Annotated in this window: 25 protein-coding genes; 13 read left to right on the forward strand and 12 right to left on the reverse strand. The window is 49.1% G+C overall.

Features of this window, described 5'->3' with window-relative positions; translation table 11 throughout:
- Positions 1 to 6: 6 nt before the first annotated feature.
- The gene (gene ycaC / locus FDX03_RS17235; protein WP_119922261.1) at positions 7 to 633 is read right to left on the reverse strand and encodes an isochorismate family cysteine hydrolase YcaC; all 627 of its coding nucleotides are present in this window, start codon (positions 631 to 633) and stop codon (positions 7 to 9) included.
- 247 nt (positions 634 to 880) lie between these two features.
- On the opposite strand from ycaC, the gene leuE reads away from it, so the two are divergent.
- The 4 genes from leuE (at position 881) to FDX03_RS17255 (ending at position 3,103) form a co-directional block, all read left to right on the forward strand.
- Complete coding sequence (gene leuE, locus FDX03_RS17240; protein WP_048212597.1) at positions 881 to 1,519, forward strand: leucine efflux protein LeuE; 639 nt, start codon at positions 881 to 883, stop codon at positions 1,517 to 1,519.
- Positions 1,520 to 1,693: 174 nt separating this feature from the next.
- A complete protein-coding gene (yeaR, locus tag FDX03_RS17245) occupies positions 1,694 to 2,056 on the forward strand; it encodes a DUF1971 domain-containing protein YeaR (RefSeq protein WP_045441926.1) in 363 nt (120 codons plus the stop codon).
- A 3-nt stretch (positions 2,057 to 2,059) separates the two neighbouring features.
- Positions 2,060 to 2,242 (forward strand): DUF1869 domain-containing protein, encoded by a 183-nt coding sequence (locus FDX03_RS17250; protein WP_048211936.1) that lies wholly within the window; start codon positions 2,060 to 2,062, stop codon positions 2,240 to 2,242.
- A gap of 216 nt (positions 2,243 to 2,458) precedes the next feature.
- Entirely contained in the window at positions 2,459 to 3,103 is a 645-nt protein-coding gene (locus tag FDX03_RS17255) for a hypothetical protein (RefSeq protein WP_137346307.1), read from the forward strand.
- A 52-nt stretch (positions 3,104 to 3,155) separates the two neighbouring features.
- On the opposite strand, the gene fdhF is transcribed toward FDX03_RS17255, so the two are convergent.
- Complete coding sequence (fdhF, locus tag FDX03_RS17260) at positions 3,156 to 5,303, reverse strand: formate dehydrogenase subunit alpha (RefSeq protein ID WP_048212596.1); 2,148 nt, start codon at positions 5,301 to 5,303, stop codon at positions 3,156 to 3,158.
- 360 nt (positions 5,304 to 5,663) lie between these two features.
- Between fdhF and FDX03_RS17265 the strand changes: the two genes are divergently transcribed.
- Entirely contained in the window at positions 5,664 to 5,912 is a 249-nt protein-coding gene (locus FDX03_RS17265) for a GlsB/YeaQ/YmgE family stress response membrane protein (RefSeq protein ID WP_005120370.1), read from the forward strand.
- A 49-nt stretch (positions 5,913 to 5,961) separates the two neighbouring features.
- Here FDX03_RS17265 and yoaJ read toward each other — a convergent pair whose 3' ends face one another.
- From yoaJ to FDX03_RS17280, 3 genes are read right to left on the reverse strand one after another with little or no spacing between them, the layout of a single operon-like run.
- On the reverse strand, positions 5,962 to 6,036 hold the full coding sequence (gene yoaJ / locus FDX03_RS17270) for a protein YoaJ (RefSeq protein WP_099530266.1): 75 nt from the start codon (positions 6,034 to 6,036) through the stop codon (positions 5,962 to 5,964).
- 2 nt (positions 6,037 to 6,038) lie between these two features.
- Positions 6,039 to 6,137 carry a YoaK family small membrane protein gene (locus FDX03_RS17275; protein ID WP_086523648.1) on the reverse strand — a complete coding sequence of 33 codons (99 nt, stop codon included), beginning with the start codon at positions 6,135 to 6,137 and terminating at the stop codon, positions 6,039 to 6,041.
- A 47-nt stretch (positions 6,138 to 6,184) separates the two neighbouring features.
- Positions 6,185 to 7,210 carry a sensor domain-containing diguanylate cyclase gene (locus FDX03_RS17280; RefSeq protein WP_121584525.1) on the reverse strand — a complete coding sequence of 342 codons (1,026 nt, stop codon included), beginning with the start codon at positions 7,208 to 7,210 and terminating at the stop codon, positions 6,185 to 6,187.
- A 186-nt stretch (positions 7,211 to 7,396) separates the two neighbouring features.
- Between FDX03_RS17280 and FDX03_RS17285 the strand changes: the two genes are divergently transcribed.
- Entirely contained in the window at positions 7,397 to 7,645 is a 249-nt protein-coding gene (locus tag FDX03_RS17285; RefSeq protein ID WP_005120367.1) for a DUF333 domain-containing protein, read from the forward strand.
- A gap of 7 nt (positions 7,646 to 7,652) precedes the next feature.
- On the opposite strand, the gene FDX03_RS17290 is transcribed toward FDX03_RS17285, so the two are convergent.
- Positions 7,653 to 8,000, reverse strand: coding sequence for a DUF488 domain-containing protein (locus FDX03_RS17290; protein WP_061067749.1), 348 nt, complete (start codon positions 7,998 to 8,000; stop codon positions 7,653 to 7,655).
- Positions 8,001 to 8,185: 185 nt separating this feature from the next.
- On the opposite strand from FDX03_RS17290, the gene FDX03_RS17295 reads away from it, so the two are divergent.
- The gene (locus tag FDX03_RS17295) at positions 8,186 to 8,893 is read left to right on the forward strand and encodes a CTP synthase (protein WP_137346308.1); all 708 of its coding nucleotides are present in this window, start codon (positions 8,186 to 8,188) and stop codon (positions 8,891 to 8,893) included.
- Positions 8,894 to 8,929: 36 nt separating this feature from the next.
- Here FDX03_RS17295 and FDX03_RS17300 read toward each other — a convergent pair whose 3' ends face one another.
- Positions 8,930 to 10,117, reverse strand: a complete 1,188-nt coding sequence (locus tag FDX03_RS17300) for a CynX/NimT family MFS transporter (RefSeq protein WP_137346309.1) — start codon at positions 10,115 to 10,117, stop codon at positions 8,930 to 8,932.
- Between the two features lie 99 nt (positions 10,118 to 10,216).
- Between FDX03_RS17300 and FDX03_RS17305 the strand changes: the two genes are divergently transcribed.
- Positions 10,217 to 11,035 carry a helix-turn-helix transcriptional regulator gene (locus FDX03_RS17305; RefSeq protein WP_101741749.1) on the forward strand — a complete coding sequence of 273 codons (819 nt, stop codon included), beginning with the start codon at positions 10,217 to 10,219 and terminating at the stop codon, positions 11,033 to 11,035.
- Here FDX03_RS17305 and FDX03_RS17310 read toward each other — a convergent pair.
- The 3 genes from FDX03_RS17310 to dgcJ all read right to left on the reverse strand — a co-directional run bounded on the left by FDX03_RS17310 (position 10,992) and on the right by dgcJ (position 13,614).
- Positions 10,992 to 11,438 carry a DUF441 domain-containing protein gene (locus tag FDX03_RS17310; protein ID WP_042308914.1) on the reverse strand — a complete coding sequence of 149 codons (447 nt, stop codon included), beginning with the start codon at positions 11,436 to 11,438 and terminating at the stop codon, positions 10,992 to 10,994. The two genes, FDX03_RS17305 and FDX03_RS17310, sit on opposite strands and share 44 nt — an antisense overlap.
- A gap of 138 nt (positions 11,439 to 11,576) precedes the next feature.
- Positions 11,577 to 12,080, reverse strand: coding sequence for a YbaK/prolyl-tRNA synthetase associated domain-containing protein (locus FDX03_RS17315; protein WP_048211929.1), 504 nt, complete (start codon positions 12,078 to 12,080; stop codon positions 11,577 to 11,579).
- 43 nt (positions 12,081 to 12,123) lie between these two features.
- Positions 12,124 to 13,614 (reverse strand): diguanylate cyclase DgcJ, encoded by a 1,491-nt coding sequence (gene dgcJ / locus FDX03_RS17320; RefSeq protein ID WP_101741748.1) that lies wholly within the window; start codon positions 13,612 to 13,614, stop codon positions 12,124 to 12,126.
- Positions 13,615 to 13,779: 165 nt separating this feature from the next.
- Here dgcJ and FDX03_RS17325 point away from each other — a divergent pair, with 165 nt between their 5' ends.
- Positions 13,780 to 14,550 (forward strand): class I SAM-dependent methyltransferase, encoded by a 771-nt coding sequence (locus FDX03_RS17325; RefSeq protein WP_048211927.1) that lies wholly within the window; start codon positions 13,780 to 13,782, stop codon positions 14,548 to 14,550.
- Positions 14,551 to 14,615: 65 nt separating this feature from the next.
- On the opposite strand, the gene FDX03_RS17330 is transcribed toward FDX03_RS17325, so the two are convergent.
- Positions 14,616 to 15,899 carry a YeaH/YhbH family protein gene (locus FDX03_RS17330; protein WP_048211926.1) on the reverse strand — a complete coding sequence of 428 codons (1,284 nt, stop codon included), beginning with the start codon at positions 15,897 to 15,899 and terminating at the stop codon, positions 14,616 to 14,618.
- Positions 15,900 to 16,020: 121 nt separating this feature from the next.
- Complete coding sequence (gene yeaG / locus FDX03_RS17335) at positions 16,021 to 17,955, reverse strand: protein kinase YeaG (protein ID WP_005120355.1); 1,935 nt, start codon at positions 17,953 to 17,955, stop codon at positions 16,021 to 16,023.
- Positions 17,956 to 18,388: 433 nt separating this feature from the next.
- Between yeaG and FDX03_RS17340 the strand changes: the two genes are divergently transcribed.
- The 4 genes from FDX03_RS17340 (at position 18,389) to FDX03_RS17355 (ending at position 21,351) form a co-directional block, all read left to right on the forward strand.
- Positions 18,389 to 19,135 carry a MipA/OmpV family protein gene (locus FDX03_RS17340; RefSeq protein ID WP_048212595.1) on the forward strand — a complete coding sequence of 249 codons (747 nt, stop codon included), beginning with the start codon at positions 18,389 to 18,391 and terminating at the stop codon, positions 19,133 to 19,135.
- A gap of 580 nt (positions 19,136 to 19,715) precedes the next feature.
- Entirely contained in the window at positions 19,716 to 19,958 is a 243-nt protein-coding gene (locus tag FDX03_RS17345; protein ID WP_137346310.1) for a membrane lipoprotein lipid attachment site-containing protein, read from the forward strand.
- A gap of 10 nt (positions 19,959 to 19,968) precedes the next feature.
- Positions 19,969 to 20,319 carry a hypothetical protein gene (locus FDX03_RS17350; protein WP_137346311.1) on the forward strand — a complete coding sequence of 117 codons (351 nt, stop codon included), beginning with the start codon at positions 19,969 to 19,971 and terminating at the stop codon, positions 20,317 to 20,319.
- Positions 20,320 to 20,496: 177 nt separating this feature from the next.
- Complete coding sequence (locus tag FDX03_RS17355) at positions 20,497 to 21,351, forward strand: aldo/keto reductase (RefSeq protein ID WP_048211922.1); 855 nt, start codon at positions 20,497 to 20,499, stop codon at positions 21,349 to 21,351.
- Positions 21,352 to 21,432 lie beyond the last annotated feature (81 nt).

A 21,432-nucleotide genomic window follows, 5' to 3' on the forward strand; every position in this document is an offset into this window, starting at 1 on the left:
GGAACATTATTTCCCGGATGTCAGCGTGTTGTAGCTGGTCATCAGGTTGCGATAGTCAGGAATATGGTTGGAGAACAACGTTCCCAGCCCTTCAATATCGTTGCGCCAGTCACGGTGTAATTCGCAGGCCAGACCGAACCACGTCATTAATTGTACGCCGGCAGACGACATACGATTCCATGCGGAATCACGGGTCAGCGGATTAAACGTACCGGATGCATCAGTGACCACAAACACGTCGAAACCGGCTTCAATGGCAGAAAGCGCAGGGAATGCGACGCAGACTTCGGTCACCACCCCGGCAATAATTAGCTGCTTTTTGCCTGTCGCTTTGATCGCGTTAACAAAATCTTCGTTATCCCAGGCATTAATCTGGCCAGGACGTGCGATGTAAGGGGCATCCGGGAACAGTTCTTTCAGCTCAGGAACCAATGGACCGTTAGGACCCGTTTCAAAGCTGGTGGTCAGAATCGTCGGGAGTTTGAAATATTTCGCCAGATCGCCTAATGCCAGAACGTTGTTTTTAAACTTGTCTGGATCGATGTCACGGACCAGCGAAAGTAAACCCGCTTGGTGATCGACCAGAAGTACGGCAGCCTGATCTTTATCAAGACGTTTATAAGCAATAGTCATTTTTCTTTCTCCATGTGATGAGAGGGGGCCTTGCGGGCTGAATCTACTGATAAACATTAGTGGCTAAACGGGGCATTGGGTAGGCGCAAAAGTGGGTTTCATCGTTGCAAATCTGGAACGAATAATGATGTTGCAATCGGACTGAAACAGAATGCTATATTCTAAAGCTTCTCTTTCCATCCCCTGGCGCATTCGTTAGCATATTGTCTCGCAGCAAGTGCATGTGTTTTTTCAGGAAGAGGTTAACGTGTTCGCAGAGTATGGAGTTCTGAATTACTGGACGTATCTGGTGGGTGCTATTTTTATCGTGCTGGTACCGGGGCCAAATACGATATTTGTGCTGAAGAACAGCGTCGGTCGTGGAGTGAAGGGTGGTTATTTGGCAGCAAGCGGTGTGTTTATCGGTGATGCCGTATTGATGTTTCTGGCCTATGCTGGCGTAGCTGCGCTAATCAAAACAACACCCGTATTGTTCAATATTGTTCGTTATCTCGGCGCGTTTTATCTGCTGTATCTCGGTGCGAAGATCCTGTATGCCACACTGAAATCGAAAGCCAGCGACGCTGCGCCAGAAGAAGTTCCGTTTGGTGCGATTTTCAAACGTGCATTAATTTTGAGTCTGACGAATCCTAAAGCCATTCTGTTTTATGTATCGTTCTTCGTACAGTTTATTGATGTCAACGCGACTCACTCAGGGTTGTCGTTCTTTATTTTGGCGATGACGCTTGAAATAGTGAGCTTTTTCTATCTGAGCTTCCTTATTTTCTCCGGTGCGTTTGTGACACAGTATATTCGTACGAAGAAAAAACTGGCTAAAGTTGGGAATTCCCTCATTGGCTTGATCTTTGTCGGTTTTGCCGCACGTCTGGCGACGCTTCAGTCGTAATGCTATTGGCCCGCTGTTGACGGCGGGCTTTCAGTATTAAGCTGTTCCCTTCATTGAAAAATGGGATTGTTATAACCAATAAATGGTATTTTAAATATATATTTTGAAGCGTACCCTGTTCACAGCAGCGATTCAATAAGACTCGCTGGTTGTCGACTGGAAAAGGGAAGAAAAATGCTTCAAATTCCACAGAATCATATTCATACACGCTCAACGCCGTTCTGGAACAAAGAAACTGCACCTGCCGGAATTTTCGAACGCCACCTTGATAAGGGTACCCGTGCCGGGGTTTATCCTCGACTTTCTGTGATGCAGGGGGCGGTCAAATATCTCGGATTTGCAGATGAACACAGCCCGGAGCCAGAAGAGGTGATGATTATTGAAGCCGGTCAGTTCGGCGTTTTTCCACCGGAGAAATGGCATAACATCGAAGTAATGACCGACGATACCTACTTTAATATCGACTTTTTCGTGGCGCCCGAAGTGTTGATGGAGAGCGCAAATCAACGAAAAGTTGTGCGTACCGGCAAGGAGTAAATCATGGGTAAAGCAACCTACACCGTTACAGTCACCAATAACAGCAATGGCGTGTCTGTCGATTATGAAACTGAAACGCCGATGTCGCTGTTGATTCCGGATGTCGCCGCTGAAGTGGTTAAAGACCTGGTCAATACGGTTCGTTCATACGATACCGAGAATGAGCACGAAGTCTGCGGCTGGTAGATGTTAGCCTCTGCCTCTGATTGAATATTTTCGTTTTTGATTTATAAACCGCACTGCGTTTTGATGGCGCAGTGCGGTTTTTTTGTCCGTGTTAAACCTGGAAATATCCGGAAAAAGATTTCTTAAGAATACCTTAAGAAATCCGCATTGATTGCTAATGTTGGATCATTCACAGGGGTTATGATCGTGAAACAGTCACAATACAGAACCTCGCTTATGAAACTGAATACCCGACTAACATTACCCATTTTCATTCTTGGGCTGGTCATCGTAGCGATCCCGTTCACTGCGAACTGGAATCTACCTTTGCTCAACGGTACTGTCGTCAGATGGATTGAGAATGGCCAGGCGTTATGGCTGCTGTTTGGTGCGCTTTTTACTCTCAGCTACATCCGGCCTTTATCACGTCCGGAAGGCGAGAAACAATTTTGGCTTTGGGCGGCTGTGTGGTGGTTGGTGTTGCTGGGTCGCAGTACCAGTTGGGGCCGTGATTATTTTCCGGAGCACCCTAAACTCCTGTTCAGAGCTATCTCAGTGGTATTGATTGCGATGATTATTTTGCCTGTCCTGATATCAAAACACTTACGCCAGGATATTGTCCGTCGCTTACGCAATGAACCGCTGCCGCTATGGCTGTTAGCGATCACCACCTGTGCATTTTTGATCTCCGATACGGTAGAGCATCATCGTCTGCTGGCCCCTATCTTTTTGCACAATGCGCAGTACGGCGATCTCATTGAAGAGCTGTATGAACTCCCGTTTATGGCGGGATTGTTTCTGATGAACCTCGGTTTTATGCAGCGGGATAAGCAGGTGGAATCAGCTGCCATTCGCTTTAGTGAACCACAGCTGGCGAAATAACGAGAAAAAGCCTGAGTCTGGGAAGTCAGACTCAGGCGGCCTGGGCGGTGACTTACTCAATGGCCTCGCACAGGCGTGATTTCATGTCGCTATACGTTTGTGCGGCATACTTCTCAGCCCATCCCTGATCGCTAATGTGCTCAATATTGACGGCACAATATTTGGTTTCCGGGGTTTTCGAGATGGGGTCCAGATTATCCTGGGTCAACTCATTACACGCGCCAATCCACCATTGATAGGTCATATACACCGTTCCGGTATTGATGCGCTCGGAGACATCAGCCCGACTGATAACTTTGCCACGACGCGAACTGACCCATACCAGGTCACGATGACGAATACCTAATTTTTCTGCATCATGGGTATTGATTTGCACATACCCAGGCTCATCGGCCAGGGCCTGCAATGCTGCGCAGTTGCCGGTCATCGAGCGGCACGAATAGTGGCCGACTTCGCGCACAGTGCATAATACCATTGGGTACTTTTCATCAGGTACTTCTGCAGGAGCACGCCACTGTGCGGCAAACAATTTACCTTTGCCATTGGCGGTATCAAACTGGCTGTGTGCATACAGATACGGCGTACCTGGGTGATCGAGTTCCGGGCATGGCCACTGTACATGACCCATATCACCCATTTTTTCGTAAGTCACGCCGTAGAAGAGCGGGCATAGCTCGCGCATCTCATCCCAGATTTGCTGGTTACTTTGATACTGCATCGGATAGCCCATTGCGGTGGCCAGCAGACTGATGATTTCCCAGTCGCGTTTGACATCCCCCGTAGGTTCAATCGCCTGTTCAAACCGCTGGAATCCGCGGTCGGCGCAGGTAAAGACTCCGCCATGTTCGCCCCAGGAGGTGGCCGGCAGGAGGACGTCGGCCATTTCCGCTGTCTTGGTCATGAAGATATCCTGCACGACAATAAAATCGAGCGCGTTAAACCCTTCGCGGACCAGACCTAAATCGGCCTCGGTTTGCAACGGATCTTCCCCCATGATGTAGTAGGCTTTAATTTTGCCTTCGATAGCCAGATGCGGAACTTCGGTGATGCGCGTCCCAACCTTGTCATCCATCTGATTAACGTCAATCCCCCAGGCGTTGGCGAATTTCTCCCTGACGGTGAAATCGGTCACGTCCTGATACCCTGGGAACTGGTTAGGCAGCACCCCCATATCGCACGCGCCCTGCACGTTATTTTGCCCACGCACCGGCCCAACGCCGACGTTAGGGCGTCCCAGGTTGCCGGTCAGCAACGCCAGGCTCGACAAGCCACGAACCACGTCAACGGCCTGACCAAATTGGGTGACGCCCATTCCCCACATCACAGTTGCCGAGGGCGCTGCGGCAAAAGTACGCATCGCCTGACGAACCTGCTGTGCGGGAACACCCGTTAAATGTTCAACGGCTTCAGGCGCATAGTCCTTGACGGTTTCCCAGTATGTTTCCAGGCCTTCGGCATGCTTTTGCACATACTCGCGATCGTAAAGTTGCTCTTCGATAAGCACATGGCCAAACGCGTTGACCAGCGCCATATTACAACCGTTTTTCAACTGCAAATGTTGGTCAGCGATACGAGCAGTTTCAATACGACGTGGGTCGCAGACAATGATTTTTGCGCCGTTCTGGCGAGCTTTAATGACCCGGCGAGCCACAATCGGGTGCGAGTCGGCACAGTTGTAACCAAAGATCAGCAGGCATTTTGAGTTTTCAATGTCGCTGATGGAATTGCTCATGGCGCCATTGCCTAACGTTTCCTGTAACCCGGCAACGGAAGGGCCATGGCAGACACGGGCGCAGCAATCGACATTATTGGTATGGAGAACACCACGCGCGAATTTTTGCATCACGTAGTTGGTCTCATTCCCTGTTCCACGTGAAGATCCGGTGGTCATGATGGCGCGAGGACCATAGGTATTTTTGATATCGGATAAGCGTTTTGCGGTGTAACGAATGGCTTCATCCCAGCTAACGGGAGTGAATTTCCCACCTTTTTCATAACGGATCATCGGACGAGTCAGACGGGGAGTAAGAAGGCGAGTGTCGTTAAGAAAGTCCCAGCCATAGTAGCCTTTCAGGCATAACTGGTTTTGGTTCGTTACACCCTCTGCGGCTTCGGCGCGGATGATTTTGTTATTTTCAACAACAAGCTTGAGCTTGCACCCGGCCCCACAGTAAGGGCATACACTGGTGATTTTTTTCATCAATAACAGACCTGTTAAATGCTGAAATAGCGCGAATTGTAAACGGAGCCACGCGATACGCATCGCGGACTACTATTTGTCATAGTGACAGGCTGTTTATGCATAAAGTGTGCCAGAAGTGGAAACCCAGCAATGGCAGGGGCTGAGGGCGAGTAAGTAGACCTGAATGACTGACGATTCGACATTAATGACGAGCTACGTCAGGGCAAATGCCGCCATCGAATGGTTTAACCTTATGAAAGATCAGAAAAAGATGAAAATAACAGGTGATATTGGTCACAAATTTTAATTTTTCAGCGCTATGCTATGCTTTTATACAACGAGTGAATCGTTAACTTAAAAACATAAGCGAGGGATATTATGGGCATTATTTCATGGGTGATTTTCGGTCTTATTGCGGGGATTTTGGCAAAATGGATTATGCCGGGTAAAGATGGCGGTGGATTCTTTATGACCATTATCTTAGGGGTGGTTGGTGCGGTAGTGGGCGGTTGGATAAGTACCTTCTTTGGTTTTGGTAAAGTCGATGGTTTCAACTTTGGCAGTTTCGTCGTAGCCGTTATTGGTGCGATTGTGGTGTTGTTTATCTACAGAAAAATCAAAAGCTAAGCAAACATACTGACAATAAAGGCCACTGATAAGTGGCCTTTTTCTCAGATTACCACCAGCCCAGTTCCGTTCCCAGCACGACAATAATGGCCACGCCAATCATAATAAGCGTTGTTTTTTTCATCGTTATGCTCCTGGTGAGGCGTAGCCGCCAATAAAGAACCAGGACAGGAAAACGACAGCGGAAATGAAAATAATAACGGGGAAAATAATACCGAGTCGCATACGCTTATCTGCCAGAATAATTTAAAGACGATTAAGCATAACAGGGCTTAATGTACGACAAAAGCGGTTTTATCCTGGCGTTTCTTATCCTGATACATCGCACTGTCTGCAAGATGAAGTGCACAGTTGACGTCTGTCTCCAGCGGGTCAATTTCTACAACTCCCAGACTGGCTCCCGGATAATACAGACAGATATCACCAAGGTCATAGTCACCGCAAATTAGCTGCTGTAAGTGGTTTTTCACGCTTTGCAAACGAACACACGGCGACATTTCGATTCCCAATGACAGGCTGGCGACTAAAAATTCGTCACCGCCCAGACGACCAAGAATATCATTCTCACTGCATCCACGGCGTAAACGCTGGCCAATTTGGATCAAAAACTGGTCACCGACTTCGTGCCCAAAACGATCGTTGATCAGTTTGAAATCATCTAAATCAATATAGGCGACAATAATTTTGTGCCTCAGGTGGCGTGCCAGCGAGAAGAGGGTTTCGATATTTTCAAATATTGCCCGACGGTTAGGTAGCCCGGTCAGAACGTCAGTGTAGGAGTGGGCGATCAGCGCAGCATTCGCTTCACGTAATTGAGCAACCAGCGATTCTTTCTGAATAGACTGCGCTATCAGGCCCGCGAACAGATGCAGTACCTGTTCACCTCGTTCACTAAGCGGTTGTTGCTGACGACTGGTGGCGCAGAGGGTGCCATAGAACGTGCCATCGGGCAGGTGGACAGGAGTACTCAGAAAGGTTGTGATCTCCAGCGCGCGTGCGGCGGTACATTCTGGCCAGCGCGCGGGAACGTTATCGCTATACAGACAGTTTGCGTCTATTGCGCGCTTGCAGAGTGTCTCATCCCACGGCACCGACAGCCCTTCGGGGATCTGCATTTGCTTACTATTACGCGCATACAGAATATGCTGCAGACGCGCATCTAAATCGACCTTAGTAAGATAGGTCGACTCCATCTCAGTCACTACCTCCAGCATCTCCAGAAGTTGCCGAACCAGACTCTCAACAGACTGCTCTGTGGCTAATGATTGTGAGACTCGGGCAAGGATCATGTCTGACATGAGAGGCAAATACTCCAGAATGCTGATAAGTCCTGTATTGCCCGCATAATAGAACATCGGAGGGAAAGATGAAACACGCTATCCGGGTCAAAATGTAGACATGGGATTGATACTCGTCAGTAAAACATGGAGATAGGTGGGGAGTCGGGGTACTCTTCCAGTGTAACGTTTTTAACAGGAGTGAATATGAAACTTGCCTCTATTGTTGTGCCCGGCATTTTGGTGCTGGCGGGGTGTTCCACATCACCTGAAGCACCAGTACCACCGAAAATTGGCATGGCGAACCCGGCATCCGTATATTGTGAGCAAAAGGGCGGTGTGCTGGTTGCGGTGCAGACACCGCAAGGCGTAAGGTCGGATTGCAAACTACCCGGTGGCGAAGTTATTGATGAATGGGCGCTTTGGCGCAGAGATCATCCGGCAACGGGCAAATAACCCGCTGTCACAATTGACGTAACCACTCAGCCAGAACCAGCGCATGGTTTTGCTGTGTATCCTTCGCTGCATACAGCAGCGTTAACGGCTGTTGCCGGGCAATGTCCGCGAGTCGCTTGCCTTCCTGCTGTTGCTGGGCAAGTTCTGCGCGGTATTGCTCGGAGAAATGAGCAAAATCGATGATATCTGCGTGGAATGCCTTACGTAAATCAGATGAGGGCGTCAGCGCTTTATCCCATTCATTGAAAACAAGATCGGTTTTTTTCACCCCGCGCGGCCACAGCCTGTCGACCAGAACACGATAGCCATCACTTTTTTCTGCCGGGTCATACACGCGTTTACACTGAATATTCATCTCTTAATCCGCTCCGTTAAGCCACTGAACTCGTCTTCACTACGGCTAAATAAGATCGTAAAACGTGACCATTATAGCATTTTGGCCACATAGACTCTCAATTTAAGGGATTGTGGTAACAACAAAAAATCGGTAGGCTGAGGCTCCTTATGTTGTCCCTCATTGTCTGGACATAAGGAAAGTTAATGGAAATTTCCCCTGTTAAAGATACGCTTCGCATTGCGCTGGTGGGCGATTACAGCCCCGATATTGTGGCGCACCAGGCTATTCCCCTTGCCATCGATGATGCTGCTGCCGTTCTGGAATTAGTGGCTGATTATGACTGGCTCACCACATCTGATATTAGTAGTGGCGAAGATTTAGTCGGCTATGATGCCATCTGGGTGGTCCCTGGCAGTCCTTACCAGCACCCGGAAGGCGCGCTGACGGCAATACGTTACGCCCGCGAAAACAGCATTCCATTTTTGGGCACTTGTGGCGGTTTTCAGCATGCCATTCTCGAGTATGCTCGCAATGTACTGGGCTGGCGTGATGCTGCGCATGCGGAAGCAGAGACCTCGGGCCGTATGGTGATTGCACCGCTGACCTGCTCGTTGGTCGAAAAGACGGATGATATTGAACTGCGCGCGAATACGCTGATCGCCAGAGCCTACGGACGGGATGTCATTACAGAGGGGTATCACTGTAACTATGGCGTGTCGGAAACTTTTGCCGCTGAGCTTGAAAGCGGCGATCTGCGAGTGACGGGCTGGGATGAGGCTGGTGATATTCGTGCCATTGAGCTGGTGACACATCCATTTTATGTCGGCACGCTCTTTCAGCATGAACGCGGAGCGCTGGCGGGAAAACCCGTACCTCTGGTTCAGGCGATGCTGCGCGCCGCGCGCGGATAAAAATTGGGCAGGTTGTCCACGAACCTGCCCTTTGCATTATGCGCTCGCGATCTCCCGATTGCGCCCCGCGCACAAACCAAACACCGCCATCAGCATCGCTAACACGGCGACACCCGTTAATGGAATCAGCCAACTACCGTTGAGGTCGTGAATTTTCCCCATCAGCGGTGGCCCGCAGGCGGCCAGTAAATATCCGACAGACTGTGCCATGCCGGAGAGAGCAGCAGCCTGATGCGCTGAGCTTGCGCGCAGGCCAATAAAGGTTAAGCCGAGGATCATCGTCGCGCCTGAGCCAAAGCCAAACAGGATGGTCCATAGCAATGCCTGGTCGGGCATTATGGCGAATCCCGCCGCGCCGACAGCGCACATTAACGAAACCAGAGCGGCGATGGCGCGCTGATCCTTAAATCTGTTCAGGACGAGAGGGATCAATAATCCCGGCGCGGCAGTTGCCAGCTGCAGTAAACCATGCAACGAACCGGCCTGAGATTCACTGTAGCCATGGCTAATTAAAATGGCGGGTAGCCAGCCGATGATGACGTAATAGACAAGGGAGTTGATCCCCAGAAACAGCGTCACTTGCCAGGCGAGACTGGAGCGCCAGATCGCGCGGGAGTGCAACGCTCGCGAATTACTGAGGCTGGCATTGGCCGTCTGGCGCCATTGAGGTAACCAGATCAATAACGCCAGCAGCGGAAAGATCATTAACATCATCAGTGCGCCGCGCCAGCCAAATCCATTTAACGCCAGCGGCACGACCATTGCCGACCCCAGCGCTGCTGCAGCGCCCATCGTTAACGAATACGCCCCGGTAAGCTTTGCCACATGCTGTGAAAAATCACGCTTAATGAGTCCCGGCAAAAGGACATTTCCCAGTGCGATGCCACAGCCAATGACTGCCGTCCCACCAAACAAGGCTCCGAATGAAGGGAGCGAACGTATAGCAATACCCACACAGATCAGCAGCATGGCTGCTAACAGGCTGCGCTCAATGCCCCAACGGCGCGCAACGGCGGCAGCGAGGGGGGATACCAGCGCGAAGGCCAGCAGCGGCAGGGTAGTCAGAAGTCCCGTCTGGGCGGTACTCAGGCCGTAGTCGGCGCGAATGGCATCCAGCAATGGGGCTGCACCGGTAAAGGTGACGCGTAGTGTGGTGGCAATCATCAGGATCCCCGCGATCAGCAGCACTGCGCTTTTGCCGCGGGAGGAAGGTGTAATAATCATTTTTTTCTCATATCGTCAGGCGAGGCGATACTTTAGCGTTTTTACACTATGGATGAATCAAGCTAAAATGACAGTTTATCGCTAAAATAGGACATTCTTATGTTGGGGCTGAGACTGGATGGGTATCAACCCGATCTTTACCACGATGCCGCCGTGGCTTTTTGTATTCAGGCTCAGGAAGATGAACTTTTCAGCCCACTGCATCAACACCGCAAAGGTCAGTTAATCCTGGCGTTGCATGGTGCAATTACCTGCGAAGTGGAGAACGCCATGTGGATGGTGCCGCCGCAATATGCGGTGTGGATCCCTGGCGAAATTCCACACAGCAACCACGTTACCGTGGGCGCGCAATTGTGTTTTCTGTTTATTGAGCCGCAGGCTGTCGTGATGCCTGAACGTTGCTGTACGCTGAAAATCGCTCCGTTATGTCGGGAACTTATTCTTGCGCTGGCGAACAAAACGGATGCCCAGCTCTGTGAACCAGCTACCCAGCGGTTAACGCAGGTGTTGTTTGACGAACTCCCGCAGCAGCCACAGGAGCAAATGCAGTTACCAGTATCCGATCACCCGAAAATTCGCAAGATGGTGGCGACGATGGCGCAGGAACCTGCACAATGGCAAACACTGGGGCAGTGGGCCAACGTGTTTGCCATGAGTGAGCGTAACCTTGCTCGTCTGGTTGTCAAAGAAACAGGATTAAGCTTTCGCCGCTGGCGTCACCAGCTACAGCTGATCCTGGCGCTGCAAGCTCTAATCGACGGGCACAATGTACAGCAGGTTGCTCAAATGCTCGGTTACGATTCAACGACCGCGTTTATCACCATGTTCAAAAAAGGCCTGGGACAAACGCCAGGCCGTTATCTGGCAGGATTGACTACTGCTTCCCAACAATCAACGAGACCAGACCTGCCGCAATGAGCGGTCCCACTGGCACCCCGCGAAACAGCGCCACGCCCAGAACCGTGCCCACCAGTAAACCGGCGACGAGTTGAGGTTGGCTACCCATCAGCGTGACGCCGCGCCCGCCAAGCCAGGAGACAACAACGCCGACGGCGATAGCGACCAGCGACTTCCAGTTTACAAAGGAGTGAATAAGCGTAGAGGGGGGCAGCGTTCCGCTGGCGATCGGCGCCATGACGCCAATGGTCAGAATAATAATCCCAACGGTAAGCCCCTGCTTTTCAATCCACGGGAAGAATGTATTCAGCGGAGTAACACGGACGATTATCAGCACCAGAATTGAAACGGCGACAGTGGTGTTGTGGCTGACAAAGCCCAGAGCTGCCAGTCCAAGCAGGATCAGCAGAGTGACATCAAACATCGTAGTTTCCTTGCCAAAAGAAAAAATAAGCCTGCTTACTGTACGCGTAAACGCGTGACGGAACAGGCTTTTTTTAATGATTATGATTTTTTTTGGGCTAATGCACGATGCGACGTTTTTTACTGCTAACGCAGACCGTTATTGTTCACGGCGGAAAGGGATTAATTCAGGTTGCGCGATACGCAGGTAATCTGCGGTATCCATGATCACAGATTTTTCCAGCAACCCGGCATTAAATGCAATTTCATGAAAACGCTCAAACAATAGCGGATCGGCGACCAGCTTGAGATTCGGGTGGAAGCTAAACGGCGGGATCGCGCCAAATACACAGCCGGTAAGTTCATCGACTTCCGCCGGGCTGGCAAGCGATGCTCTTAACCCACCAATATGACCCGCTAACAAACTGAGATCGGCCTGCTGGTCAGCGGGCAAAATTGCCAACACATGCTGATTAACGCCGTTGCCTTTGACCTTACAGACCAGGGCTTTTGCTCCCTGGCCGAGCGCGGTACCACGAATTTCAGAAACTGCCTCACATTTGCCGACGGCTTCATGGCTTACCACGCGGTACGTTGCGCCTTGCTCTGACAACAGCGAAATTAAACGCTGATGCGTTGCGTTACCTTTGTTCACTTCCGTCATGACTTACTCCTGGTACAACAATGAAAATCCTGCAGAAAAATAATCACGCACCGGCGCGTTTTTTCTGTTTGTTCATATAGAGCTGTGCATCAGATGCTTTGTAAGCATCATCAATAGTGTCGTTCGGCTGCATATTATAAACCCCGGCTGAGAAGCTGATGGATATATCATGCGCAATAATTTGTAAGTTATAGCGAATTCTCTCCAGCAGGCGGGGCGTTAAATCACTGGGATGGTCGATGAGGATGATACAAAACTCATCGCCGCCGAGGCGGATGGCGTAGTCGCTTTTGCGAATGGAACTTTGAATGGCTTTGGCCAGATGAGTGATAATCCGATCACCTTCTTTATGCCCTAACGTATCATTGATGACTTTCAGCTTATCGCAGTCGATGGCGATAAAGGTGACGAGAGTGCCCGTATTGACCAACTGCTGCAAACGTTGTTCGAGCGTCGGGGTTAAAACTTTCCGATTGTAGAGTCCGGTCATGGCGTCACTGATATTTTCGCGCGTGACGTTGTGATACAAACGAAAATGCGTTCTGACCAGATTCAACAGCAAAATTGTTGCCAGCAGATAGAAAGCGAAGATTTTCCAGGATGAGACAATAAAGTACATTAAATCAAGCGTTAAGGTGATGCGTATGCCGCCTGGAATGTCCTTCTCGTAGTGAACATAGTGAAACAGGTTAGTCTCACTTTGGTGAACGAGAATCTCTTTACCGGAGCTGGTATCCGAGAGCGTAACGTTAAGATAGCGCCATACCAGAGGCCGGTCGCTGGTATAAAAGATATTCTTTAAATTCTCTTTGTTGATATCCACCATTACTACACCTTTTAACTTACCGGTAGAGTAGACCGGCGTTAAAAAGCTCATCACCTTTTTCCCGGTCAGGTTATCCAGATAAATACTGGAGATCACCGTACGCCCCGTGAAAATACCGTCAATATCATTCTGGTCGATGCCCAGGGTGCCTTTTTGCAAAAACGTCCAGTTATGTATCGCAAATTGGCGCGAGTCGATTCGATCATAGAAATAGACGTAGTTGTTTTTGAGGTCGACGTAATATCGGAATTTATACTCCAGCGTACCTAATCCCTGACCGTAATCTTTCTGCTCACGATTAGCGTTTACCGCCTTATCAAAAGAGGGCAGCAGGAATATGTCTTCAAGTTGTTCGCTACATTTCGTTGAGGTGGTTTGCAGCGTCCCGTGCAATGGCGGGTAGTTATGCTCTGTGAGATTGAGTCCATGAGTGCCGTTAACGCTGTCGAAAGCGTTGCAAAGTGCTTTTTGTTGTTCGACAGACGCGGGTTCCTGAGGGGATGAAAATGTGCGCATCAGATGGGCGGCAATACTTTGATTAGTATACTTATCATAAAGAAACGATGAGTCGGCTTTCTCATTGATATAGCGCATGTACGCATTCATCGCTTTATCGCTGGCAATGAGCTCATAAACCAAAAAAGAAGACGTCAAAACAATTACGCTAACGGAGATAAAGAGCCTGAGCGCTTTATGATGCAATTTCATAATGATTTACAGCCCTGTAAGTCTGATACTTCAGTCTATCACACGGTATAGCTCCTCTCTAACGCTACGCGGAAGGACATTTTGTAATAAAAAACATTCGTACTCTTCACCTTTAACTCTTAATGTTGTATTTATAATGCAACTTATAGAAAAGGAGACAGGCAGATGAGCACGACTGAAAAAGCGGGCCATACGTTCTTAGCCAGCCTGGGCAAAACCCGTCTGCGTCCGGGGGGCATTGAAGCAACAGAGTGGTTGTTCAGCCAGTCACAGCTGGCGCCCGACAGCCAGGTGCTGGAAGTGGCCTGTAATATGGCCACCACGGCGATAGAGATAGCGCAACGCTTTGGTTGTACGGTCTACGCTATCGATATGGATAAAACCGCGCTATCAAATGCCAGAAATAATGTGGCAGCAAATGGGCTGGAAAATCACATTCATGTGATGGCTGCGAATGCCAGTACCCTTCCTTTTGCGGATAACAGCTTCGATGTGGTGATTAACGAGGCCATGCTGACAATGTATGCCGATAAAGCGAAGGCGAAATTAATTGCCGAATATTATCGCGTGTTGAAACCCGGCGGTCGTCTGTTAACCCACGACATTATGTTCACCACTCAAAGACTGGACGCGAGCGAGCAGGGCAAGCTTGTGGAGGTGGTGAAATCAAACGTGAGTCCGATGACCAGACAAGGCTGGCGTGAGTTATTTCTCAACTGCGGTTTTGAACAGGTCATGCAGCAGAATGGCGCTATGTCGCTGATGTCGCCAGGAGGATTAATTCGTGATGAGGGAGTTACTGGGGCGATTAAAATTATGTTTAACGGTTTACGCACTTACGAAAATCGCCGTCGGTTCCTGAAAATGTTTCGCTTCTTCCGTTCGCAACGTCATCAGCTAAACTACATTGCCTGCTGCTCTGTTAAGGGAAAATAAAAACAGGATGGGGCACTATTTATAAAATCAGTCAGCACATATACGCGCTGACTGATTTGTTTAGGCTAATTATTGCTGGTCGTACTTTGCTTATGGAACAGTTCGCGGAATACCGGGTAAATATCATCCTGATCGCGAATATGCTGCATCGCAAAGTTATCAAAGGTTGATTGCAGATGTTCGTATTCACGCCACAAGGTCTGGTGCGCACGGCGAGTGATTTCGATATAGCTGTAATATCTCACCACCGGCAGCAGTTTTTTCGCCAGGATTTCATGACACAGTGGTGAATCATCTGCCCAGTTATCGCCATCCGATGCCTGAGCGGCATAGATATTCCACTGGGCAGGGTTGTAGCGATCTTTTACCACTTCATCCATTAACTTCAGGGCGCTGGAAACTATGGTTCCCCCCGTTTCCTGAGAGTAGAAGAACTCGTGTTCATCAACCTCTTTCGCCTGAGTATGATGGCGAATATAGACAACCTCCACGTTTTTGTAAGTGCGGCTCAGGAACAGATACAGCAGGATATAAAAACGTTTTGCCATATCTTTAGTCGACTGATCCATTGAGCCGGAGACGTCCATCAGACAGAACATCACCGCCTGGCTGGAAGGATCGGGTCGTTTCTCATAATTCTTGTAGCGCAAATCAAAAGTATCTATAAACGGCACGCGTTCGATTTTTGCCCGTAGTTCGGCAATCTCTTTGCGTAACCTTTCCTCTTCCAGCAACTGCGCGGGTTCACTTTTGGCGATGGTTTCCAGATCGGCCTCAAGCGCATGCAGTTCACGACGTTTACCCGCCGTCATTGCTGTGCGACGCGCCAGTGAGTTTTGCAAGGAGCGCACCACGCTGATATTGGCGGGCACACCGTTGGAGGTAAATCCTGCACGGTGCGTTTTAAACTCCGTTAACTGACGTTGCTGATTCTGCTTCAGATTAGGAAGCGCTAAATCTTCGAACAGCAGATCAAGATATTCATCTTTAGATATCTGAAAGACGAACTCATCCTGACCCTCGCCATCCTGACTGGCCTGGCCTTGTCCGCTACCTGAACCGCCGCCGCCTCCCTGCGGACGTTCGATACGGTCATTCTGTACAAAATGATCATTACCTGGATGCACGCGATGACGCAGGCCACCGCGCCCCTGATGAAACATCGGTTCGCTAATATCATCGGTCGGAATAGAGACAGATTCGCCGCTATCTACATCGGTCACCGAACGCTTGTTAATGGCCTCGGAGATCGACTGTTTAATTTGCGATTTATAACGGCGCAAGAAGCGTTGGCGATTTACCGTGCTCTTGTTCTTGCCGTTAAGACGCCGGTCAATAAACCAGGTCATATGCCCCCCGTACTGCCAACTGTTCGCCATGTCTGTAAGTGCCGGATGGCGCTGGCGCTATCCGGCCTACGGAACATTATTTTGCAAGCCCGGTAAGCGCATGCACCACCGGGCACTTATGTTAAGACGATTTACGTACGCGCAAATACCATTCGCACAGTAAACGTACCTGTTTACGCGTATAGCCTTTTTCCATCATACGGTCGACAAAATCGTCGTGCTTTTTCTGCTCGTCAGTCGAGGTTTTAGCGTTAAACGAAATGACCGGCAGCAACTCTTCGGTATTCGAGAACATTTTCTTCTCAATAACCGTGCGCAGTTTTTCGTAACTGGTCCAGTTTGGATTGCGACCGCTGTTATTCGCTCTGGCACGCAGAACAAAGTTGACGATCTCGTTACGGAAATCTTTCGGGTTGCTGATACCCGCCGGCTTTTCAATTTTCTCCAGTTCTGAGTTCAGTGACTCGCGATCGAACAGCTGACCGGTATCTGGATCGCGATACTCCTGATCCTGAATCCAGAAATCCGCATAGGTCACATAACGGTCAAAAATGTTCTGTCCGTATTCGGAATAAGATTCGAGATAAGCCGTCTGGATCTCTTTGCCGATGAATTCAGCATATTTCGGGATCAGATAGCCTTTCAGGAACTCAAGATAACGCTCAGCCTGCTCCTGCGGGAATTGCTCGCGTTCGATTTGCTGCTCCAGTACGTAGAACAGATGAACCGGGTTAGCTGCCACTTCGGCATGGTCAAAGTTAAAGACGCGAGAGAGGATCTTAAACGCGAAACGCGTGGACAGACCGTTCATTCCCTCATCAACCCCGGCGTAATCCCGATACTCCTGATAGGATTTCGCTTTTGGATCGGTATCTTTCAGGCTTTCGCCATCGTAAACGCGCATCTTCGAGTAAATGCTCGAGTTCTCAGGTTCTTTCAGGCGAGAAAGAATGGTAAAGCGAGAGAGGGTTTCCAACGTGCCCGGTGCGCAAGGCGCATGGGTCAGCTCACTATGGTTAAGCAGTTTTTCGTAAATTTTGATCTCTTCAGAGATCCGCAGGCAATAAGGCACTTTGACGATGTAAACACGGTCAAGGAACGCCTCATTGTTTTTGTTATTACGGAACGTTACCCATTCAGATTCGTTCGAGTGGGCAAGAATAATCCCGTTAAACGGCAGGGCGGAGATACCTTCTGTCCCGTTGTAGTTTCCTTCCTGGGTGGCAGTCAGCAGAGGATGCAGCACTTTAATCGGTGCTTTAAACATCTCTACGAATTCCATAATCCCCTGGTTGGAGCGGCACAGCGCACCTGAGTAGCCATAGGCGTCAGGATCGTTCTGGGCGTGGTGTTCGAGTTTACGAATATCCACTTTCCCGACCAGAGCGGAAATGTCCTGGTTGTTTTCATCACCAGGCTCCGTTTTAGCGATGGCGATTTGCTCGAGAATAGACGGCCAGACTTTGACGACGCGGAATTTAGTGATGTCCCCGCCGAAATCATGCAAACGCTTCGCAGCCCACGGCGACATGATTGTACCGAGATAGCGACGCGGAACCCCATACTCTTTTTCCAGGATCTGCGCGTCTTCCTGCGGATTAAACAGGCATAACGGATGATCGTTAACCGGGCTACGTTCACCATTGGCGCTGAGGACATAAATGGGCACTCTTTGCATCAGCGATTTCAGTCGCTCTGCAAGCGATGATTTTCCGCCTCCCACCGGCCCCAGCAGATAGAGGATCTGCTTCTTCTCTTCCAGCCCCTGAGCCGCATGTTTCAGATAAGAAACAATCTGTTCAATGGCGTCTTCCATGCCGTAAAACTCTTCAAAAGCGGGATAACGTGCAATCACCCGATTCGAAAAGAGTCGAGAAAGTCGAGGTTCGTGGGCAGTGTCAACCATGACAGGCTCACCAATAGCCATTAATAGCCGCTCTGCCGCGTTGGCATAAGCACTGCGATCTTGCCGACAAGTGGTAAGAAACTCCTGCAGCGTGAACTCTTCGTCCTTGGCAGCTTCATAACGCTGGCGATAGTGATCGAATATATTCATGGTATGCCGTCCTTTCGTTTTTTAGCACATGTTAAGAGCCGTTCATATGAATAGTAGAGGCCCCTGAAGAGGTAAACTGAACGACGTCGCTGCTGAAGAAATAAGCAACTCTCATGCCATTTCGATGGTCAGGAGATCAACGTATTCGGTGATACACCTTCTAAATTTAAGCGTAGATGGCATTTGCAAAACTTGCCTGTACGCGCAAATGAATTTCAATGGCATATCAATAACTCATCAGCAAAAAAAGCACATGTTATGTAAAGAAATGGGGCTGAATTCATGTGGTGTTCACCGTACTGCAAGCAAAATGTCATCACTCGTTGAGAAATTAGGGGGTTACATTGGGCAGGTAATACGTAAAATAGTTGGGCTGAAGCGTATTGGCGGTTACACTTTCGTCGCTAAACATTTGAATAAGGAATTATGGATTGTGACCAAACTCAAACTTCTGGCACTTGGCGTGCTTATTGCCACGTCCGCGAGCGTCGCGCAAGCAGAAAGCAACCTGACGCTGGGCGCAGGCGTTGGTGTGGTTGAACACCCTTACAAAAACTACGATAGTGACGTTTACCCGGTCCCTGTTGTGACCTATGAAAGCGACAACTTCTGGTTCCGTGGTCTGGGCGGCGGTTACTACCTGTGGAATGACAATACAGACAAATTATCTGTGATGGCGTACTGGTCGCCACTGTACTTCAAGCCGGGCGACAGCGACGATAGTCGTCTGCGCAATCTCGATAAGCGCAAGAGCACCATGATGGCCGGGCTTTCTTACGTGCATAACACACAATATGGTTTCCTGCGTACCAGCCTCGCGGGAGACGCACTGGATAACAGTAATGGTATCGTATGGGATCTGGCATGGCTGTACCGTTATACCAACGGGGGCCTGACGCTGACACCGGGGATTGGTGTTGAGTGGAACAGTGAAAACCAGAACCAGTACTACTACGGTGTATCGCGCCACGAATCGTCCCGCAGTGGTTTACGCAGCTACGATCCTGAAAGCAGCTGGAATCCGTACCTTGAACTTAGCGCCAACTATAATTTCTTAGGCGACTGGAGCGTGTACGGTACTGCGCGTTACACCCGTTTGTCTGATGAAGTGACAGACAGCCCGATGGTAGACAAATCCTGGACGGGTCTGATCTCAACGGGTATCACCTATAAGTTCTGATGCATTTCCAATGCTGAACATGAGCCCGCGTTATGCGGGCTTTTTTATGCCTGACGGGAATGAATGTTGATCTCAAGCATGAGAATTCACGATTTCTGCTGATTCTGCCTTATGCGATGCTGCAACGAATAATTAACGTGTTTTACCTGGTGTAGTTACCAAAAAGGAACGTATTATTTAATTAGTCTGATATCGATTTTCTTACAGCGTAAGAAATACAGGTGTCGCAGAACCAATCATCGTTAGCGACTAACAAAATCTACTACGGCAATATACTGAAAATGCACTGTTTTGTTATTACTCCTGGATCTCAATTGACCTTGCAAAACGTGTTGAAAGTATCTGATAACTATTTTTATCGTTTAATTTAACCATGAAAGTCATCTTTCATGTGAAAACTAAAAAACAAAACGTTTAATTTTTATTTTACATTCTTTAGGTAATTATCTAAAAAAATTTAAATTGACATTAAATATTCTATTGCAGATATTACTCAAACTTTGAAAGTAGTGAGCGTAATTCTTTCTTGCAGAAATATAATCTGCGATGAAGGTTTTTGAGAATAAACCTGGTATAGATAATGAAAAAATTAATCATGGTAGCTGTGATGGTTGGGGTTCTGGCGGGTTGTTCTACCGAGGCCTCTCGCATGAATGACTGTGAGAACAAGGGCGTCAGTCGGGATGCATGCTATGTTGCTGAGCAGAATCGTCAGGCTACAATCAATGCTGCAGCGGAAAAACAGGCTATGGAAAATGCACAGAACCTGTACATCACAAATGACGGTAATTCCAGCCATCATCATAATCACAATAAATATTAAGGTTTTACTCATGAATAAATTAATTATTACCGCTGCGCTGGTGGCATCAACTGTTGCCCCTGCTCATGCTATTAGCGAGGCTTACCGTCGTCAGTTGCAACATGATCATAAAACCATGGTTAGTGAAGCGAATGTTCCGGTTAACGCCAGTATGGTAAAATCTATACATGTGAATAAATTAGGGGTTGATTTTAAACGTGGCACCGATGGCATTGCCTACATTAATGGTAGCCCGGCAGCCAATGATGAAAATAATGCAGATGCGCAAACTTACAGTGCAGGCCTGATTTCGGTTATTGTGTATAAGAGCGGAAAAATAAACGCCATGAAAGAAGGTAAATATTTAGGCCGTTTAAAATAATCTCTGTACAGCTAACAAGTTATCTGTCTGAGCCCGGAAATAAATACTGTTCCCGGGTTTTTTATTGTGTCTGATTAACGACGAGCCCTCCAAACGAGGATGGTGCAATTTGTGCACCATCACAGGACACATCACCCATGTTTTGCTTTACTGTGGTGCATGTGCTCAGGGGGAACTATGACAGTAAAACAAGTGATGTTTACAAAACAGGTATCACTTCCTGCTATTGGGCAGGGAACATGGAACATGGGGGAGAACCCCTGCCGTCGTCGTGATGAAGTCTCGGCGTTGCAGGCTGGCCTGGATCTGGGGCTGCGTCTGATTGATACGGCAGAAATGTATGCTGATGGTGCAGCAGAAGAGATTGTTGGCGAAGCCTTAGCGGGACGGCGCGATGGTGCATTTTTGGTTTCAAAAGTTTATCCGTGGAATGCCGGAGGCCAGAAAGCGATTGCTGCCTGTGAAGGCAGTCTGCGCCGGCTGAAAACCGACTATCTGGATCTCTATTTGCTGCACTGGACGGGGGACTTTACTTATGAAGAAACCGTCAGCGCCATGGAAAAACTCATCGCTCAGGGGAAAATTCGTCGGTGGGGTGTTTCGAATCTCGATTATGACGAGATGCAGGCGCTATGGCAGGTTGCAGGTGGACGACAATGCGCCACTAACCAGGTGCTATATCATTTAGCGTCGCGCGGCATTGAATATGACTTGCTGCCATGGTGTCAGCAACAGCAGATGCCGGTCATGGCTTACAGTCCGCTGGCCCAGGCGGGACGGTTGCGCCGTGGTCTGCTCACTCATTCGGTGATTAGCGACATTGCACGTGCACACGATGCCAGTACCGCCCAGATCTTACTGGCGTGGGTTATTCGTCAACCGGGCGTGATCGCGATTCCAAAAGCGGCAAGCGTAGCGCATGTCGAACAAAATGCCGCCGCGCTGAATATCACGCTCTCGGTTGATGAACTGAAGTTGTTAGATGAGGCATATCCGGCGCCAAAAGGTAAAACGGCGCTGGATATGGCCTGATTTGCCTGATGGCGCTGCGCTTATCAGGCCTACGGCTACGAGCGGTTTGTAGGCCGGATAAGGCGTCAGCCGCATCCGGCA

The organism is Citrobacter sp. wls827 (assembly GCF_005280875.1).
Taxonomy (GTDB): Bacteria; Pseudomonadota; Gammaproteobacteria; order Enterobacterales; family Enterobacteriaceae; genus Citrobacter; species Citrobacter youngae.

Bases quoted from the DNA above. Each gene is read 5' to 3' on its own strand.
- ycaC (WP_119922261.1), bottom strand. From the start codon at position 633: ATGACTATTGCTTATAAACGTCTTGATAAAGATCAGGCTGCCGTACTT.
- yeaR (WP_045441926.1), top strand. From the start codon at position 1,694: ATGCTTCAAATTCCACAGAATCATATTCATACACGCTCAACGCCGTTC.
- FDX03_RS17250 (WP_048211936.1), top strand. From the start codon at position 2,060: ATGGGTAAAGCAACCTACACCGTTACAGTCACCAATAACAGCAATGGC.
- FDX03_RS17255 (WP_137346307.1), top strand. From the start codon at position 2,459: ATGAAACTGAATACCCGACTAACATTACCCATTTTCATTCTTGGGCTG.
- fdhF (WP_048212596.1), bottom strand. From the start codon at position 5,303: ATGAAAAAAATCACCAGTGTATGCCCTTACTGTGGGGCCGGGTGCAAG.
- FDX03_RS17265 (WP_005120370.1), top strand. From the start codon at position 5,664: ATGGGCATTATTTCATGGGTGATTTTCGGTCTTATTGCGGGGATTTTG.
- FDX03_RS17275 (WP_086523648.1), bottom strand. From the start codon at position 6,137: ATGCGACTCGGTATTATTTTCCCCGTTATTATTTTCATTTCCGCTGTC.
- FDX03_RS17280 (WP_121584525.1), bottom strand. From the start codon at position 7,210: ATGTCAGACATGATCCTTGCCCGAGTCTCACAATCATTAGCCACAGAG.
- FDX03_RS17285 (WP_005120367.1), top strand. From the start codon at position 7,397: ATGAAACTTGCCTCTATTGTTGTGCCCGGCATTTTGGTGCTGGCGGGG.
- FDX03_RS17290 (WP_061067749.1), bottom strand. From the start codon at position 8,000: ATGAATATTCAGTGTAAACGCGTGTATGACCCGGCAGAAAAAAGTGAT.
- FDX03_RS17295 (WP_137346308.1), top strand. From the start codon at position 8,186: ATGGAAATTTCCCCTGTTAAAGATACGCTTCGCATTGCGCTGGTGGGC.
- FDX03_RS17300 (WP_137346309.1), bottom strand. From the start codon at position 10,117: ATGATTATTACACCTTCCTCCCGCGGCAAAAGCGCAGTGCTGCTGATC.
- FDX03_RS17305 (WP_101741749.1), top strand. From the start codon at position 10,217: ATGTTGGGGCTGAGACTGGATGGGTATCAACCCGATCTTTACCACGAT.
- FDX03_RS17310 (WP_042308914.1), bottom strand. From the start codon at position 11,438: ATGTTTGATGTCACTCTGCTGATCCTGCTTGGACTGGCAGCTCTGGGC.
- FDX03_RS17315 (WP_048211929.1), bottom strand. From the start codon at position 12,080: ATGACGGAAGTGAACAAAGGTAACGCAACGCATCAGCGTTTAATTTCG.
- dgcJ (WP_101741748.1), bottom strand. From the start codon at position 13,614: ATGAAATTGCATCATAAAGCGCTCAGGCTCTTTATCTCCGTTAGCGTA.
- FDX03_RS17325 (WP_048211927.1), top strand. From the start codon at position 13,780: ATGAGCACGACTGAAAAAGCGGGCCATACGTTCTTAGCCAGCCTGGGC.
- FDX03_RS17330 (WP_048211926.1), bottom strand. From the start codon at position 15,899: ATGACCTGGTTTATTGACCGGCGTCTTAACGGCAAGAACAAGAGCACG.
- yeaG (WP_005120355.1), bottom strand. From the start codon at position 17,955: ATGAATATATTCGATCACTATCGCCAGCGTTATGAAGCTGCCAAGGAC.
- FDX03_RS17345 (WP_137346310.1), top strand. From the start codon at position 19,716: ATGAAAAAATTAATCATGGTAGCTGTGATGGTTGGGGTTCTGGCGGGT.
- FDX03_RS17350 (WP_137346311.1), top strand. From the start codon at position 19,969: ATGAATAAATTAATTATTACCGCTGCGCTGGTGGCATCAACTGTTGCC.
- FDX03_RS17355 (WP_048211922.1), top strand. From the start codon at position 20,497: ATGACAGTAAAACAAGTGATGTTTACAAAACAGGTATCACTTCCTGCT.